The organism is Streptomyces sp. NPDC048436, from assembly GCF_043200355.1.
Classification (GTDB): Bacteria; Actinomycetota; Actinomycetes; order Streptomycetales; family Streptomycetaceae; genus Streptomyces.
In genome coordinates this window covers 171,024-185,204 of sequence record NZ_JBICXP010000013.1, presented here as the reverse complement: position 1 = coordinate 185,204, position 14,181 = coordinate 171,024, and the positions used below count along the sequence as shown (strand labels likewise).

At 70.1% G+C, this 14,181-nt stretch carries 15 protein-coding genes and 2 pseudogenes; 5 read left to right on the top strand and 12 right to left on the bottom strand.

Features of this window, described 5'->3' with window-relative positions:
- Positions 1-14 precede the first annotated feature (14 nt).
- Positions 15-293, bottom strand: a pseudogene (locus ACGFX9_RS33305) (carbonic anhydrase); the annotation flags it as partial.
- A gap of 322 nt (positions 294-615) precedes the next feature.
- Here ACGFX9_RS33305 and ACGFX9_RS33300 point away from each other — a divergent pair.
- Positions 616-1,194 carry a dihydrofolate reductase family protein gene (locus ACGFX9_RS33300; protein WP_393481792.1) on the top strand — a complete coding sequence of 193 codons (579 nt, stop codon included), beginning with the start codon at positions 616-618 and terminating at the stop codon, positions 1,192-1,194.
- A 16-nt stretch (positions 1,195-1,210) separates the two neighbouring features.
- On the opposite strand, the pseudogene ACGFX9_RS33295 reads toward ACGFX9_RS33300, so the two are convergent.
- The 4 genes and pseudogenes from ACGFX9_RS33295 to ACGFX9_RS33280 form a co-directional block, all read right to left on the bottom strand.
- Positions 1,211-1,354 (bottom strand): annotated as a pseudogene (locus tag ACGFX9_RS33295) (LysR family transcriptional regulator); the annotation flags it as partial.
- A gap of 13 nt (positions 1,355-1,367) precedes the next feature.
- On the bottom strand, positions 1,368-2,261 hold the full coding sequence (locus tag ACGFX9_RS33290; protein ID WP_393481788.1) for an NADP-dependent oxidoreductase: 894 nt from the start codon (positions 2,259-2,261) through the stop codon (positions 1,368-1,370).
- A 167-nt stretch (positions 2,262-2,428) separates the two neighbouring features.
- The gene (locus tag ACGFX9_RS33285) at positions 2,429-2,812 is read right to left on the bottom strand and encodes an ArsI/CadI family heavy metal resistance metalloenzyme (protein ID WP_393481785.1); all 384 of its coding nucleotides are present in this window, start codon (positions 2,810-2,812) and stop codon (positions 2,429-2,431) included.
- 39 nt (positions 2,813-2,851) lie between these two features.
- Complete coding sequence (locus ACGFX9_RS33280; RefSeq protein WP_393481782.1) at positions 2,852-4,180, bottom strand: NAD(P)-binding domain-containing protein; 1,329 nt, start codon at positions 4,178-4,180, stop codon at positions 2,852-2,854.
- A gap of 196 nt (positions 4,181-4,376) precedes the next feature.
- Here ACGFX9_RS33280 and ACGFX9_RS33275 point away from each other — a divergent pair, with 196 nt between their 5' ends.
- Positions 4,377-4,745, top strand: a complete 369-nt coding sequence (locus tag ACGFX9_RS33275) for an ArsR/SmtB family transcription factor (RefSeq protein ID WP_393481780.1) — start codon at positions 4,377-4,379, stop codon at positions 4,743-4,745.
- 60 nt (positions 4,746-4,805) lie between these two features.
- On the opposite strand, the gene ACGFX9_RS33270 is transcribed toward ACGFX9_RS33275, so the two are convergent.
- From ACGFX9_RS33270 to ACGFX9_RS33255, 4 genes are all read right to left on the bottom strand, one after another.
- Positions 4,806-5,525 (bottom strand): cation transporter, encoded by a 720-nt coding sequence (locus ACGFX9_RS33270; RefSeq protein WP_393481777.1) that lies wholly within the window; start codon positions 5,523-5,525, stop codon positions 4,806-4,808.
- On the bottom strand, positions 5,525-5,860 hold the full coding sequence (locus ACGFX9_RS33265) for an ArsR/SmtB family transcription factor (protein ID WP_393481774.1): 336 nt from the start codon (positions 5,858-5,860) through the stop codon (positions 5,525-5,527). Before ACGFX9_RS33265 ends, ACGFX9_RS33270 begins: the two co-directional genes overlap by 1 nt.
- A 90-nt stretch (positions 5,861-5,950) precedes the next feature.
- On the bottom strand, positions 5,951-7,033 hold the full coding sequence (gene arsB, locus ACGFX9_RS33260; RefSeq protein ID WP_393481770.1) for an ACR3 family arsenite efflux transporter: 1,083 nt from the start codon (positions 7,031-7,033) through the stop codon (positions 5,951-5,953).
- Positions 7,030-7,338: an ArsR/SmtB family transcription factor gene (locus ACGFX9_RS33255; RefSeq protein ID WP_393481767.1), complete on the bottom strand. Its 309-nt coding sequence runs from the start codon at positions 7,336-7,338 to the stop codon at positions 7,030-7,032. The genes arsB and ACGFX9_RS33255 overlap by 4 nt, the downstream gene beginning before the upstream one ends.
- Before the next feature lie 107 nt (positions 7,339-7,445).
- Between ACGFX9_RS33255 and ACGFX9_RS33250 the strand changes: the two genes are divergently transcribed.
- From ACGFX9_RS33250 to ACGFX9_RS33240, 3 genes are all read left to right on the top strand, one after another.
- Complete coding sequence (locus ACGFX9_RS33250) at positions 7,446-7,856, top strand: arsenate reductase ArsC (protein ID WP_393481764.1); 411 nt, start codon at positions 7,446-7,448, stop codon at positions 7,854-7,856.
- Positions 7,857-8,009: 153 nt separating this feature from the next.
- A complete protein-coding gene (locus ACGFX9_RS33245) occupies positions 8,010-8,519 on the top strand; it encodes a metallophosphoesterase family protein (protein ID WP_393481762.1) in 510 nt (169 codons plus the stop codon).
- Positions 8,520-8,674: 155 nt separating this feature from the next.
- Complete coding sequence (locus ACGFX9_RS33240; protein WP_393481759.1) at positions 8,675-9,313, top strand: hypothetical protein; 639 nt, start codon at positions 8,675-8,677, stop codon at positions 9,311-9,313.
- A 69-nt stretch (positions 9,314-9,382) separates the two neighbouring features.
- Here the strand turns inward: ACGFX9_RS33240 and ACGFX9_RS33235 are convergent, their stop codons facing one another.
- From ACGFX9_RS33235 to ACGFX9_RS33225, 3 genes are read right to left on the bottom strand one after another with little or no spacing between them, the layout of a single operon-like run.
- Complete coding sequence (locus ACGFX9_RS33235) at positions 9,383-10,789, bottom strand: MFS transporter (RefSeq protein ID WP_393481757.1); 1,407 nt, start codon at positions 10,787-10,789, stop codon at positions 9,383-9,385.
- The gene (locus ACGFX9_RS33230; RefSeq protein WP_393481754.1) at positions 10,786-12,810 is read right to left on the bottom strand and encodes a PEP/pyruvate-binding domain-containing protein; all 2,025 of its coding nucleotides are present in this window, start codon (positions 12,808-12,810) and stop codon (positions 10,786-10,788) included. The genes ACGFX9_RS33235 and ACGFX9_RS33230 overlap by 4 nt, the downstream gene beginning before the upstream one ends.
- Positions 12,807-14,180, bottom strand: a complete 1,374-nt coding sequence (locus tag ACGFX9_RS33225; protein ID WP_393481751.1) for an acetyl-CoA carboxylase biotin carboxylase subunit family protein — start codon at positions 14,178-14,180, stop codon at positions 12,807-12,809. The genes ACGFX9_RS33230 and ACGFX9_RS33225 overlap by 4 nt, the downstream gene beginning before the upstream one ends.
- Position 14,181: the final 1 nt, after the last annotated feature.

The following is a 14,181-nucleotide window of genomic DNA, read 5'->3' as shown; positions in this document are numbered from 1 at the left end:
TTGTCATGGGCCAGTACGGACCGGTCCTTTGCCGCACCGTCGGGACGGGGCGTCGCGTGCGCGAGCCAGTCGCGCACCGCGGGGACGGAAGTCAGGTTGTCACCGCGTACCGGCGCGCCGACCGCGCCGCAGTGCGAGTGGCGGCATACGACGATGTCCCGGACCCCGAGCACCTCCACCGCGTACTCGATGGTGGCCGCCTCGCCCGTGGGCTGCTCGGCGGTGTACGGGGGGACGATGTTGCCCGCGGTCCGCAGCTCGAAGAGCTCACCGGGACGGGCTCCGGTGATCAGGGGTTGCATATCGGAAAGTTCCTCCTGGCACGCCAGTTGACGGCGCGTCGGTGTGTGTGCGGCGGTGGGCTCGCCGGGGTTCACACTGGCGGCAAGATCCTTAAGGCAACCTGAAGCCACCTGAAGCCGTCTTCAGGCTCCGGTGGCAGGATGGGAACCGTGTGCCTGTTGATCGAGGGCGTGGCGTGCTTCGCGCCCGGCGGGCCGAATCCGGCGGCGGAGTCCCGGACCCCTGAAGTCCGGCCGCGATGAGTTTCGCCGTGGTGTCCGGTCTGTACTTTCACACCCGATCGACCGCCATCGACGACAGCAGGAGAGCATCATGACCGTCACCTACACCTTCGACGTCTTCTCCAGCCTCGACGGCTTCGGCGCCGCCAGCGGCAACTGGACCGGCTACTGGGGCAAGCAAGGCCCCGAGCTGCTCGATCACCGCCTCGCCCTGTACGGCGAGGAGCAGCGGATGGTCTTCGGCGCCCACACGTATCGGGCGTTCGCGCGGATGCTGGCCGAGAGCACCGAGGAGTCCGACGTGCGTGACGCATGGGTCACGCGGATGAGGAGCCTGCCGGCAACGGTGGTGTCGACGACCCTGGAGGGGCCACTTGACTGGCCGGACGCGACCGTCGTGAGTGGTGATGCCGTCGACGTCGTCGCTCGGCTCAAGAAGGAGTCCGAGGTGCCGTTGCGCTCGCACGGCAGCCTGTCGATGAACCGGGCGCTGATGGCTGCCGGTCTGGTCGACCGCGTACAGGTGACGCTCTTCCCTGTGATCACGGGTCGGACCGGTCTGGAGCCGATCTTCCAGGATGCTGCCGACTTCGACCTGGAGCTGATCGAGAACCGGACGCTCGACGGCAACATCCAGGAGCTCATCTACCGGCCCACCCTGCATGTCTGAGTCCGTCTCGTTCCCCCTGTGACGGCATCGCCGCCGCGTCGAGCCGGCCCGCACACGACTCGTGTACGGCGGCGACACCGGACCGCGCCGTCTCCAGACTCCGTACCGCCTCACGCGCAGGCTCGATCAGCGCCTGACCCGACTCGGTGAGCACCGGCCGCCCAGGGAACGGCTCAGATGATCATGACTCGGCGCCCGCGTGTGTGACCGGCTTGGCTGTCGATGTGCGCCGCCGCGGCTTCGGCGAGCGTGTACGACTTCTCGACCGGGATGTGGAGTTTTCCCCGCGAGATGAGGCCGGCGGCCTCGACGAGCGCCGCCGGCACGCTCCCGGCCACGCCGGAGAACCGGACGCCGAGCTTCGGCGCACCGAGATCGGCGATGGTGATCACCTTCTGCGGATCCCCGGTCAGCTCGACGAGCTCGCGGATCACGCCCGAGCCGGCCAGATCGAGCGCCGCGTCGACATGGCCGAGCTGCCGGACTCGCTCGACCCAGCCCTCGCCGTACGTCGTGGCGATGGCCCCCAGGCCGCGCAGATAGTCCTGGTTCGCGGCTCCTGCCGTGCCGATCACCGTGATGCCGCGGTCGCGGGCGATCTGCAACACCGCCGATCCGACTCCACCGGACGCGCCGCTGACCAGCAGTGTCTGCCCGGGCCGCACACCGACCTCGCGGATGATGCGCAGCGCGGTCTCGACCACGGAGGGGTATCCGGCCGCCTCTTCGAACGTCAGGCCCTCGGGCATAGGGGCCCAGGCCGACAGCACGGCGAACTCGGCGTAGGTGCTTGCCCCTTCGCCGAACACGCGGTCGCCGAGCTCGACCCCTTCGACGCCCTCACCGACCTCGTCCACAAGGCCGGAGGCGTCAATGCCGACTCCGGCGGGCAACTCGGTCGGATGGGCCCCCAGGACCTGGCCTTCGCGAACCCTCCAGTCGACGGGGTTCACGCCCGCCGCCCGTACGGCGATGCGTATCTGGCCGGGGCCCGCGTGGGGCTCCTCGGCGTCTATGAGGTGCAGGACGTCTGGACCGCCGAACTCGGCGAAGCTCACTTTCTTCATGCGGACGAACATAACACTAACCGTTAGTGTTTAAAAACGGTTACATCTTTGTATTTGATAGTGCCAGCGCATGACCGTGTCGTCCGGACGCCGTGAGCGCAAGAAGGCCGCGACCGGTCCCCTGCTCCGGTCGCGGCCCCGCTGGGGTGAACGTCGGTCATCGGCAGTCAGCAGCAACTGCCGGCGGCATCGGCCTTGACGACGTACACCTCCCACGGCTCTTGACCGGGGCCGTGGACCCAGACCTTGTCCTGGAGGGCGTAACAACAGGTGGTGTCGTTCTCCTCGGACGCGGCAAGTCCGGCCTCGCGCAGGCGCGTGGTGGCGGCGTTCACGTCCTCGGTGGTGGCGACCTCGACGCCGAGGTGGTCCATGCGGGTCTCTTCGCCGCTGTCGCCCTCGATGAGGACGAGCTTGAGAGGCGGCTCGGTGATGGCGAAGTTGGCGTAGCCGTCGCGGAGTTTGGCCGGTTCGGTGCCGAAGAGTTTGGTGTAGAACGCGATGGACGCGGCGAGGTCGGGGACGCGGAGGGCTAGCTGTACGCGGGACATGGCGAACCTCCTGATGGGGTGGACGGGTGGAGTGTCAGATCAGCAGCCGCCGCAGGCCTGCCCCTGCGCGGCCTTGGCCTTGGCCTCGGGCTCGTCGAACAGGCCCGCGCCGCCGCAGACTCCGGTCTCCGGCAGGGTCAACTCCACGCGCTCCGCGGCCTCTTGGTCTCCGGCGAGGGCGGCGGCGATGGAGCGGACCTGCTCGTAGCCGGTCATGGCGAGGAAGGTCGGGGCGCGGCCGTAGGACTTCATGCCGACGAGGTAGACGTCCTTCTCCGGGTGGGAGAGCTCGCCCACGCCGTGTGGGTAGACGGTGCCGCAGGAGTGCTGGTTGGGGTCGATCAGTGGGGCCAGTTCGACGGGGGCCTGGAGGCGCTCGTCCAGGCCCAGGCGCAGCTCGGCGAGGAAGGAGAGGTCGGGGCGGAAGCCGGTCAGGACGATGACCTCGTCGACCGGATCCAGGCGGCGGCCGTCCTCGGAGGCCAGGACCAGCTGCTCACCCGACTTCTCGACCGTGGTGGTGCGAAAGCCGGTGACGGCGTCGGCATAACCGTCGTCGACGGCTGCCTTCGCGGCAAGGCCCAGCGCGCCGCGGGCCGGAAGCTGGTCGGCTTCGCCGCCGCCGAAGGTGGCGCCGCCGATGCCGCGTCGCAGGACCCACGCGGAGTGGGTGCCGGGGGTGTCCTTGGCGAGTTCGGCCAGGTAGGCGAGCGCGGTAAAGGCGGAGGCTCCGGAGCCGATGACGGCGGTGCGCTTCCCGGCGTAACGGGCGCGTAGGGATGGGTCCTTGAGATCGGGCACGCGGTAGGAGATGTGCTCGGCGGCGGCCTTCTCGCCGAGTGCGGGCAGTCCGTCGCCGCCGATCGGGCTCGGCGTGGACCAGGTGCCGGAGGCGTCGATGACGGCGCGGGCGGTGATCCGCTCCTCGCGCCCGTCGGCGTACGCGATGTGGACGGTGAAGGGCTGCTGGTCGCGGTCGGCGTCGACGACCCGGTCGCGGCCGAGCCGGGAGACGCCGGTGACCGTCGCGCCGAAGCGGACCCTGTCGCCCAGGACGTCGGCCAGCGGCTGGAGGTAGCGCGATGCCCAGTCGCCGCCCGTCGGGTACGTCGCGCCGTCGGGCGCGGTCCAGCCGGTGGGGGCCAGGAGCTTCTCGGCCGCTGGGTCGACGACCTCGGCCCAGGTGGAGAAGAGGCGTACGTGGCTCCACTCGCGTACGGCGCTGCCGGCGGACGCCCCGGCTTCCAGGACCAGGGGCTCAAGTCCGCGCCCGACGAGGTGTGCGGCGGCGGCCAGGCCGATGGGACCGGCTCCGATCACCACGGCGGGCAGGGCGGTGGTGGATGCCGCGGCGGTCGGCTCGCTCATGGTGACTCCCCGTTGTTCCTGTTTCGACGTTTGTCGATGGCTTGTGTCGCCAGCGTCGCACTTGATTCGACAGGCGTCAACATAGACATTCATCGAAGTGTCAGGAAGGAAGGAGGCCGGGGAGGTGTCGCCCGGGGTGGCGGACGGAGTGGCCGGTCCCTGGAGTCATTGCTTCGACATGTGTCAACATAGACGTATGTCGAATACGAAAGTACTGCCGCTGCTGGAGTCGGAGAGCGTGACTCCGTGCTGCCCGCCTCTGGCCGAGCGGCCGATGAACGCCGCGGAGGCTGAAACGGCCGCGCCGATGTTCAAGGCGCTCGGCGATCCGGTGCGCCTGCGGCTGTTCTCCGCCGTCGCCTCGCACGAGGGCGGCGAGGCCTGCGTGTGCGACATCTCCGACGTCGGCGTCTCCCAGCCGACCGTTTCCCACCACTTGAAGAAGCTGAAGGAGGCGGGGCTGCTCACCTCTGAGCGGCGCGGCACCTGGGTCTACTACCGCGTCGAGCCGTCCGTGCTCGCCGCGATGGGCCGGCTGCTGGCTCCCGCGCCCGCTGCGGCCTGACCGAGGCGAAACCCGGCCAGGGGGCGGCCTCCAGAGCCCGCGCCGGCGGTGCGTACCGGCTCAGCAGCAGTCGCACCCCGCCTGGCAGGCACACGCGCCCGCCCCGGTGACGGGGGCCGCGGCCGTGGGAGCGCCAGTGCCGGCGGACGGTGCGCAACAGCCCTTGCCGCGCCAGGCGTCGCGGCCCTCCTTGATGGCGATGGCGGCGATGACCAGGGCCGCGATCGGGTCGGCCCAGGACCAGCCGAGTGTCGCGTTGAGGGCCAGGCCGACCAGCAGGACGGCGGACAAGTAGGTGCACAGCAGGGTCTGTTTGGAGTCGGCGACCGCGGAGGCGGAGCCGAGTTCGCGGCCCGCGCGGCGCTGGGCCGCGGACAGGAACGGCATCACCGCCAGCGACAGGGCGGCGATGACGATGCCGGGGATGGACCGTTCGGCCTCGCCGGTTCCGGTCAGGGCCCGTGCGGCGTCGACGCCGACGTACGCGGCGAGCGCGAAGAAGGAGACGGCGATGATGCGCAACGTGGTCTTCTCCCGTGCCTCGCGCACGGCGTGCTCACGGGCGGAGAACTGCCAGGCGACCGCCGTGGCGGAGGAGACCTCGATGACCGAGTCCAGGCCGAAGCCGACCAGGGCGGTGGAGGAGGCGAGCGTCCCCGCGGTGAGCGCGATGATCGCCTCGATGGCGTTGTAGGTGATGGTCGCCGCGACCAGGAGACGTATGCGGCGGGCGAGCGCGTCGCGGCGCGCCGGGGACGTTCCGGGGGATGTCACGGTCATCAGCAGCAGCCCTTCGCCTCGGCGTCCGGGCAGGTGCGGTCGGTCTCGACCGCCACCACCGCGGCGCGCAGGTCATCCAGTGCGTGGCCCAGGCGCTCGTCCGCCAACTCGTAGCGGGTGCGGCGTCCATCGGGCACTGTGACCACCAGGCCGCAGTCCCGCAGGCACGCCAGATGGTTCGACAGCCGGGTGCGGGAGATCCCGAGCGCGTCGGCGAGGTCGGAGGGGTAGGCCGGGGCTTCCCGCAGCGAGAGCAGGAGGCGGCAGCGGATCGGGTCGGCGAGCGCGCGGCCGAAACGGGCCAGCACCTCGATGTCGGGGGCGACGGTCAGCACCAGTCGAAAGTACACGCAATCCTGAATTCAGGAAACCTTGAACTGAGAGGAAACCTTGAACTGTGCTGACCGGATACCGGGGCGGAGAGATCACGCCGCTGCCGTGAACTTCTTGCGCCAGGCCAGCGATACGTACACGAGCCCGACCAGCACCGGTACCTCGATGAGCGGGCCGACGACGCCGGACAGGGCCTGGCCGGAGGTGACGCCGAAGGTGGCGATGGCGACCGCGATGGCCAGCTCGAAGTTGTTGCCCGCCGCGGTGAAGGCCAGGGTCGCGGTGCGGTCGTAGTTCAGGCCGATGGCCTTGCCGAGGAAGAAGGTGCCGAACCACATGAGGGCGAAGTAGACCAGCAGGGGCAGCGCGATCCGTACGACGTCCAGCGGCTGGGAGGTGATGGTGTCGCCCTGCAGGGCGAAGAGGATGACGATCGTGAACAGCAGTCCGTACAGCGCCCAGGGCCCGATCCTGGGAAGGAACTTGGACTCGTACTTCTCGCGGCCCAGCTGCTTCTCGCCGATGCGGCGGGTCAGGAAGCCGGCCAGCAGCGGGATGCCGAGGAAGATGACGACGTTCAGCGCGATCTTCCACATGGAGATGTCGAGGTGCTGGCCGTCGCCGAGGCCGAGCCAACTGGGCAGCAGGTCCAGGTAGAACCATCCGAGCAGGCCGAACGCGATGACCTGGAAGACGGAGTTCAGCGCCACGAGCACGGCGGCGGCCTCGCGGTCGCCGCAGGCCAGGTCGTTCCAGATGATGACCATCGCGATGCAGCGTGCGAGTCCGACGATGATGAGCCCGGTGCGGTACTCGGGCAGATCCGCCAGGAAGATCCAGGCGAGGGCGAACATCACGGCCGGGCCCAGAACCCAGTTGATGACCAGCGACGACACCATGAGCTTGCGGTCGCCGGTGACCGCGTCGAGCTTGTCGTAGCGGACCTTCGCCAGGACCGGGTACATCATGATCAGCAGTCCGGCCGCGATCGGCAGCGAGATGCCGCCCATCTCCACCTTGGCGAGCGCGTCGTCCAGGCCGGGGATGGCCCGGCCCAGGCCGAGGCCGAGTGCCATCGCGAGCAGGATCCATACGGCGAGGAATCGGTCGAGCGTGGAGAGCTTCGCGACGACCGAGGAGTCCTCGGCGATCGCGGGTGCTTCGGTGCGGGTCACGGACAGGCCCTCTTGTTCTCGGCGGCGGTACGGGCGGACTCGGCCAGGTCGGCGAAGTGACCGGCGAGTGAGGCGATGACGTCCGGCTTGAGCTTGTAGTAGGTCCAGCGCCCGCACGGCTCGGTCTCCACGACCCCGGCCTCCCGCAGCACTCTCAGGTGGTTGGAGAGGTTGGTCTGCTTGGCGCCGGTCTCCTCCACGAGGTGGGTGGTGCACAGCGTCTCGCGGGCGAGCAGGGTCACGATCTGGAGCCTGAGCGGGTCGGCGAGAACCCGGATCAGATCAGTGTCGACTGACGTCATCATGGGCTGATACTTTCACATCACTCGGTGCTGATAACAGTCCGGGGTGATTCGTGGGGCCCGCCGAAGGGGTTCTCGTGGCCTCTGTCGACCAACTGAAGGAAGAACCGATGTCCACCACCACGCTCGCCTCCGTGCTGTTCGTCTGCGTCCACAACGCCGGCCGCTCCCAGATGGCCGCCGGATTCCTGAACCACCTCGCGGGCGACCGCGTCGAGGTCCGCTCGGCCGGCTCCCTGCCCGGCGACCAGGTCAACCCGGCCGCCGTCGAGGCGATGAAGGAGGTCGGCGTCGACATCGCCGACCAGCGGCCGAAGGTCCTGACCACCGAGGCCGTCCAGGCGTCCGACTACGTCATCACCATGGGCTGCGGCGACGCCTGCCCGATCTTCCCCGGCAAGAAGTACCTCGACTGGGCGCTTGAGGACCCGGCCGGTCAGGGTGTCGAGGCGGTCCGCCCCATCCGCGACGAGATCAAGTCCCGTATCGAGACCCTGATCGCCCAGATCGACGCGGAGTAGGGCGCGGACCACAGGAGGCCCCGCGACCTCGTTGGGGGAGTGCCGTACTGCTTACGGACCCCGGCGGGAAACGCCGCTCCCGTCGTGGCGCCCAGCGCGACCACGGGAGCGGTCAGGACAGGCCAGGCCTGCGCTCTGGCCTACGCTCGCCCCATGCGGCTGCTTCTGACCTCTGACACGCATGTTCCGGCCCGGGCGAAGGTACTGCCGGATGCCCTCTTGGCAGCCATGGAGGAGGCCGATGTGGTGATCCACGCCGGGGACTGGATCGATGAAGCCACACTCGATCTGTTCGAGGCCAGGTCGCGTCGGCTGATCGGCGTGTTCGGCAACAACGACGGCCCGCCGCTGCGCCGACGGCTCCCCGAAGTCGCCCGTACAGAGCTGGCCGGACTGCGCTTCGGTGTCGTACACGAGACCGGAGCGGCTACCGGACGCGAGCGCCGGTGCGCCGAACGCTTCCCGGACCTGGACGTCCTCGTCTTCGGACACAGCCACATCCCCTGGGACACGACCGCCCCCGGCGGGCTCAGGCTTCTCAATCCCGGCTCCCCGACCGACCGCAGGCGCCAGCCGTTCCGCACGTTCCTCACCTTGACCGTCTCGGACGGCGCTCTGCACGACGTGACGTCGCACCGGCTGCCGCCGAGGTCCAGTTCGTGAGCACAGCCGGCGCTTCGGCCGAACTCGGTCGACCGGATTGGTCGGGATCGGCGCGGGCGGTGTTGCGGACGGAACTGGGCTCAGCCGCATCATAGTTGTCATGAACTGGACTTCCGCGCATCTTCACGGTGCGCCAGGAGAAGGGCCACGACGCCATGAATAGATCCGCCACCAGGAGCTCGGTCCGGGCGAGCCTCACGCTCGCCGCGGCTCTGGCGTCGACCGTGCTCTGCGCCACGGCGAGTGCGGCCGTGCCCTGGGACACGAGCCACGGCACGGCAGCGGCCCTGGCCAGCCCCGTGAGCAGCGAACGCGGCTGCCCCATCGTGTACTTCGACCTGGGCGAGACCCTGGTGCACACCGCCGACGACGGAAGCACCGGCTATCAGCCCGGCGCGGCCTCCTATCTGCGCGACCTACGCGAACGCCACATCAGGATCGGCCTGATCACCAACGTTCCGCCCTCCTGGGGTACGACCGACGCCGAGCGCGCCGCCAGGCTGAAGAAGGAGGTCGACGCCACGTGGCGGGGCTCCGCGCCCTTCGCCTGGAAGGACTTCGGCGACCGGATCCTCACTCCCCGCACGGAGGCGGAACGCAAACCGGCTCCCGCCCTCTGGGAGCGTGCGAAGGCCGACTCGGGCCGCTGCCGGCTCGTCTACCAGGCGGAGACGGCCGAGGAGGTCGAGGTCGCGGCCTCGCTCGGCTATGTGCCGTACCAGGTCGCCCGGCCCCACCGGCCCGCGTTCCTGCCGGTCCGGCTGATCGAGCACCTCGGCCGGTCCTCCCGCTGAGCGAGGACCGCGAGCACCGCACCCGCTGACGTACGCCCCCTGCTGTGGGTGCGTACGTCGGCGGGTGTGTCATCCCCGTCCGGTTGCGCCACGGGAGCGCGGGCTGTCGGGCCGAGCGCGGCCGTTGTCCGTATCGGCCACATCAGCAGTGGTATGCGGAACCCCGGCCCCGTCCGGGAGCGCCCCCGAAGCCGCAGCCCCCTGATCCCGCCGCACCACCCCGCTGCGCACGAGCAGTTGGAAGGCTCCGAGCAGCACCGCCGTCGCGAGCGCGCTATGCCACAGCAGGGCGTCCAGGTGCCCGGCGGAGAGATAGGCGCCCGCGGCGACCGCGACCAGGGCGCACACCGCGCGGTCCACGATGCTCTCGACCGACAGCAGCGTGGCGCGCGGGGCGTGCGCGGGTACCGCGTCGTTCACCAGCTTGCGCTGCACCGGGTACGCGAAGCCGGTCGCGGCGGCGAAGAGGCACAGCAGCGCGACCACCGTCCACGGGCCGCCGAGCGTCATGGCCGCAAGGGTGCCCGCGAGCGCGAGACTGAGGATCGATACCCAGGCGACCGGTGTGAGGCGACGGCTCAGCCACTGCGGGCGGGCCGAGGCCACCGCCTCCGCCACCGTCATCGCGGCGAGCACCCCGCCGTGTGAAGCCTCCGCGATGCCGTGGTCGAGCAGGATCGGCTGGAACAGATTCACCTGGCAGATCCGAGACAGCGTAAAGACCGCCACGCCCTGCACCATCACCAGGGCCAGCCACCGGGAGGAGGCGACACAGCGCAGCGCGGAACCCGCGTCCCGCAGGAACGCGCCGCCCCTGCGCCCGCCTTCAGTCCGCTCGGCGGTCTTCGCCGTACCGCCGTCCGCCGTGGCGAGCCGGGGCAGCGCGACGGCACAGACGAGGGAGCCCGCCGCGCTGGCGGCACTGAGCACATAGGGAGCCGCGTGGGCGACGGACATCAGGGGCCCGACGAGCGGCCAGCACACGACCTTCGCCGCCAGACCCAGGGCCCGTGCGGTGCCCTCCGCCTTCAGGTAGTGCTCGTCGCACTTCTCGGCACGCAGCCCGTCGTACAGATAGGCGCTCGCCGCACCCGAAGTGAGCGAACGACCGACGGCGATGGCGAGGAAGTGGACGAGGAAGCCGGTGTACGAGGCGCTGAACACCGGAGCCAGGTTCGCCGCCGTCATGACCACGGCGCCGGCCCGCAGGCAGTTGCGGGTGCCGATCCGGTCGGCGATCAGCCCGGTCGGGATCTCGAGCAGGCAGAAGGCCACGTAGTAGATGCTCTGGATGCCGAAGATCTGGGCGTCGCTGAGCCCGGCCGCCTTCTGGTAGGCGTAGAACACCGGCATCCACCACAGCAGGTTGAACAGTAGCTGGAAGCCGTAGTTCAGCCGGATGATCCGGCGGGCGGTGTCCGTCAGGCCGGGGCGCGCCTCTATTCCGGGACGTGGCCACCGAGGTCGCGGGCTCACAGCGCGTACGGGCGGATCTGGACCAGCCGGAAGTCGCCCTGCTCGGTCATCAGCCACTCGATGTCCAGCGGCTTGTCCACCTCATGGCCATCGGATTCCGACCCGCTGAAGTGGGACTGCAGGAGCCGCCCGGTCAGGGACAGGTCGGCGAGCCGGGCCCGGGTGGCGACGGACAGAGCCTCGCCCCAGGAGCCAAGGGCGACGGTGCGGCCGCCGCCCTCCACCGTGTTGTACAGGTATTGCTGGGGCAGGACCGAACCGTCGACCACTTGTTCCGGGGAGCCGGGAGAGCAGTTGAGGTAGACGTTGCGGAAGTCCTCGCGGCGGGTCGGGTCGCAGGTCACCAGGACGCCTCCGAGGGAGGCGGGCACGTACTCCTGGATGATCACGCCCATGTAGGTGTCGTCCAGGGAGATGCCGACCTGGTGGCGCAGCCGGACGCTGCGGGGCGACAGCATGGAGGCCCACACCTGGCGTACGGCGTCCAGGAGTTCGCCGGTGGAGTGGACGGTGGTGACGGAGTCGTAGACGCCCGCCGCGGAGAAGCCCGGAAGGTCCTCGGCGTTGGACGAGGAGCGCACCACCAGGCGTCGGCGTGAGGCTGCGGTGGTGGGGAAGGCCTGGTTGATCTGCCGGGTGACGGACTCGGGCAGGTGCGTGTGCCGGATCAGGTGCTGGAGTTGCAGACAGAGTGCGTCCAGGGCATCGATGGCGTCGAGTTCGAGCGCCATCTTGAGCTTGCCGATGCCCTGTTGGAGTGCGGGGGAGGAGGCGAGGAAGTGCTGCTGGAGTGCGAAGGGGAGCGCGACTCCGTCCGGGGCGCCGACCGTCGAGGCCGCGAAGTCGGCCGCGCGGGCGCGTAGTTCGGCCAGGGATGGCGTGCTGAGGCCGAGCCGCGCCGCGAGGTGCCCGTAGAGGTCGTCGCGCGGCGGGCGTGGCCTGGCGTAGAAGGCGGTCAGGTCGGCGCTGCGGCTGTCGAGTACGTGGTGCAGCTCGCCGAGGTTGGCCGCCTTGGTGCCGTAGCGGTCCCGGTCGGTGCTGCGCAGCCGGTGCAGGGCCAGTACGGGGGTGTCCTCGAGCAGGGGCGGCTGCAGGCGTATGCGCTGCTGGTGCCAGGCCGGAGCCCGCAGGGGCGGCTCGTGGTCGAGCCGTTCCAGGGAGATCCCGTCCTCGCGCACCTGGTAGCGGACCCACGCGCCGTCCAGCGCGTCCTTCTCGACGAGTTGTTCCAGGTCGCGCACGATCGCGTTGGGTATGCCCCAGCCGGAGGCGAGGACGTTGGTGTGCGAAAGCGGCGTGATCGGCGCGGTGTTGAGGAATCCGGCCACCCGGGGTACGTCGTCCGGCAGGCACGGCATGGCCACGATGTCCGCCCAGCCGAGCCCGGCCTCCGCCGCCGCGTACTGCTCGTGCGTACGGAAGAACCGCAGTCGCCCGGTGGCCTCGCCGGGGTTCAGCGGCGTCCGCGTCCTGGCGCCGAAGAGCTCGTGGCTCAGGATGCGCGGCACGCGCAGTTCGCTGATCGCCGCCAGCTCCTCCTCCTGTCCGTGGTTGGCGGGCTTGAGGAGTACCGGCAGCCTGCCGTCGACCCTCTCTCGTACGAACGCGTAGAAGAACGAGAGCAGTTCGCCGTGCATGGTGTCGGCCTCGGTCGTCTCCAGGACGAGGAAGGTGCGTTCGCGGCCCTCTGTGTTCTGTTCGGTGTGCAGGGACAGCACACCGAGGAGGAAGCGGCGCCCGGGGTCCATGTAGACGGAGGCGTTGAACGCGTCCAGATCCGCGTCGAGCGCGGCGAGTTCCATGCCCAGGACGCGGGTGGCGACGTAGTTGACGTGGAAGGGGTGCGCGGCCGTGTCGAGCACGTGCCAGGTGTTCTCGGCGCGGTCGACGACGACCTTGAGGTACGGGTGACCGGCCAGGACACCCGAGAGGGTACGGAAGAGCGGCAGGGAGAGGTTCTCGCCGACGACCGTGCGGTCCGTGACCGGTTCGGCTGCGCCGGTGAACAGCTGGGCGGTCATCGGGAAACCTCCTCGGGCCGCGCGGCGGGCAGGACCCGGGGCAGGGCGTCCACCAGGGTCTCGAAGTCGCGGAGCACCGTTCGCGGGTCGGTGGCGGAGAGCAGGCACAGGGCCGCCATGGTGTTGGCGCCTGCGGCCGGGTCGTAGACCGGCACGATGCTGCCGTCGGCGAGCGAACTCTCCGCGACCACCGAGAGCTCGCTGCCCGGGCTCAGCGGCACGTCCGCCGCGACCGCCGAGAAGTCCCAGACCTTGCGGTCCTGCCAGGCCTCGCCCTTGCCGTCGACCGCGAGGACGACCAGGGAGCCTGCCGCGCCGCGCGCCTGCGCCGGCGTGAGAGCCTGCTCGGGCCACTCGACCGGGCGGTCCAGGAGGTGATCGACGAGCATGCCGATGAGGTCGAGCCCGAAGACCTCCTCGACCTGCGGCACCGTCATCGCGCCGCCGAACCGGGCGGCCGTCTCGATCAGCCACATGCCGCCGTCCGCACCGAGCTTGATCTCGGTGTGGGTTCCGCAGTCGCGCAGGCCCAGGGCATCGACGGACTGCCGGGCGAGGGCCACGATCCGGTCCTGGGCGTCCTGGGACAGCAGGGCGGGGGTGATGCACGCACGCTCGGTGAACGGCTCGACGGTGGGCATCCGGCCGCTGAGGCAGACCGGGCGGAACGCGCCGTCCGCCACTACGCCCTCGACGCTGACGTAGTCGCCCCAGCCGGGCTCGTCGAACCAGTCCGAAGCGGCGCCGGTCACGATCTGCTCGACCACGAAGTCCGCGTCGGCCTCGGCGACATGAAGCTCCGCGTACCCCAACTGGGCCGATTCGGCCATCACTTCACCCGATCGCCGCCAGGCGGCGGACACCTCGTGCGGGGAGCGGATGATCTGGTGCGCGGTGGATCCGGCGCTCCAGGCCGCCTTGAGGAGCAGCGGGAAGGGCAGGTGATCGGCTGCCGAGTGCAGGTCGGCCTCCGAGGCGACAGGGCGGAACTCGGGCTGCGGCAGGCCGTGTTGCTGCCAGGTGCGCCGCATCAGACGCTTGTCACGGGAGAGCGCGGCGGCGGCGCCCGCGCCGGCCAGGCCGAGCTCCTCGCACGCCTCGGCGACGGCGACGACCGCGTACTCGGAGAAGGTGAGCACCGCGTCCGCGCCCACGGCCTTGGCCTGCGAGACGATCAGGGACACCAGGTCGGAGCGGTGCGCGTCGGTGGGCGTCACCACCGCGGCACACAGTTCGCGGGCGGAGCTTGCCACGGTGGGAGGAAGAGCGCTGAGCGCCAGCAGGTGCACTTCTGCCCTCGCGGCCGCCCGGGACAGGACGTGACCGAGCGGCGGACCACCCTTGGCGTGCACTAACAGCACCTTGCTCACT

Excerpts from the sequence above, each read along its gene's own strand:
- ACGFX9_RS33300 (WP_393481792.1), top strand. The coding sequence starts at position 616 with ATGACCGTCACCTACACCTTCGACGTCTTCTCCAGCCTCGACGGCTTC.
- ACGFX9_RS33290 (WP_393481788.1), bottom strand. The coding sequence starts at position 2,261 with ATGAAGAAAGTGAGCTTCGCCGAGTTCGGCGGTCCAGACGTCCTGCAC.
- ACGFX9_RS33285 (WP_393481785.1), bottom strand. The coding sequence starts at position 2,812 with ATGTCCCGCGTACAGCTAGCCCTCCGCGTCCCCGACCTCGCCGCGTCC.
- ACGFX9_RS33280 (WP_393481782.1), bottom strand. The coding sequence starts at position 4,180 with ATGAGCGAGCCGACCGCCGCGGCATCCACCACCGCCCTGCCCGCCGTG.
- ACGFX9_RS33275 (WP_393481780.1), top strand. The coding sequence starts at position 4,377 with ATGTCGAATACGAAAGTACTGCCGCTGCTGGAGTCGGAGAGCGTGACT.
- ACGFX9_RS33270 (WP_393481777.1), bottom strand. The coding sequence starts at position 5,525 with ATGACCGTGACATCCCCCGGAACGTCCCCGGCGCGCCGCGACGCGCTC.
- ACGFX9_RS33255 (WP_393481767.1), bottom strand. The coding sequence starts at position 7,338 with ATGATGACGTCAGTCGACACTGATCTGATCCGGGTTCTCGCCGACCCG.
- ACGFX9_RS33250 (WP_393481764.1), top strand. The coding sequence starts at position 7,446 with ATGTCCACCACCACGCTCGCCTCCGTGCTGTTCGTCTGCGTCCACAAC.
- ACGFX9_RS33245 (WP_393481762.1), top strand. The coding sequence starts at position 8,010 with ATGCGGCTGCTTCTGACCTCTGACACGCATGTTCCGGCCCGGGCGAAG.
- ACGFX9_RS33240 (WP_393481759.1), top strand. The coding sequence starts at position 8,675 with ATGAATAGATCCGCCACCAGGAGCTCGGTCCGGGCGAGCCTCACGCTC.
- ACGFX9_RS33230 (WP_393481754.1), bottom strand. The coding sequence starts at position 12,810 with ATGACCGCCCAGCTGTTCACCGGCGCAGCCGAACCGGTCACGGACCGC.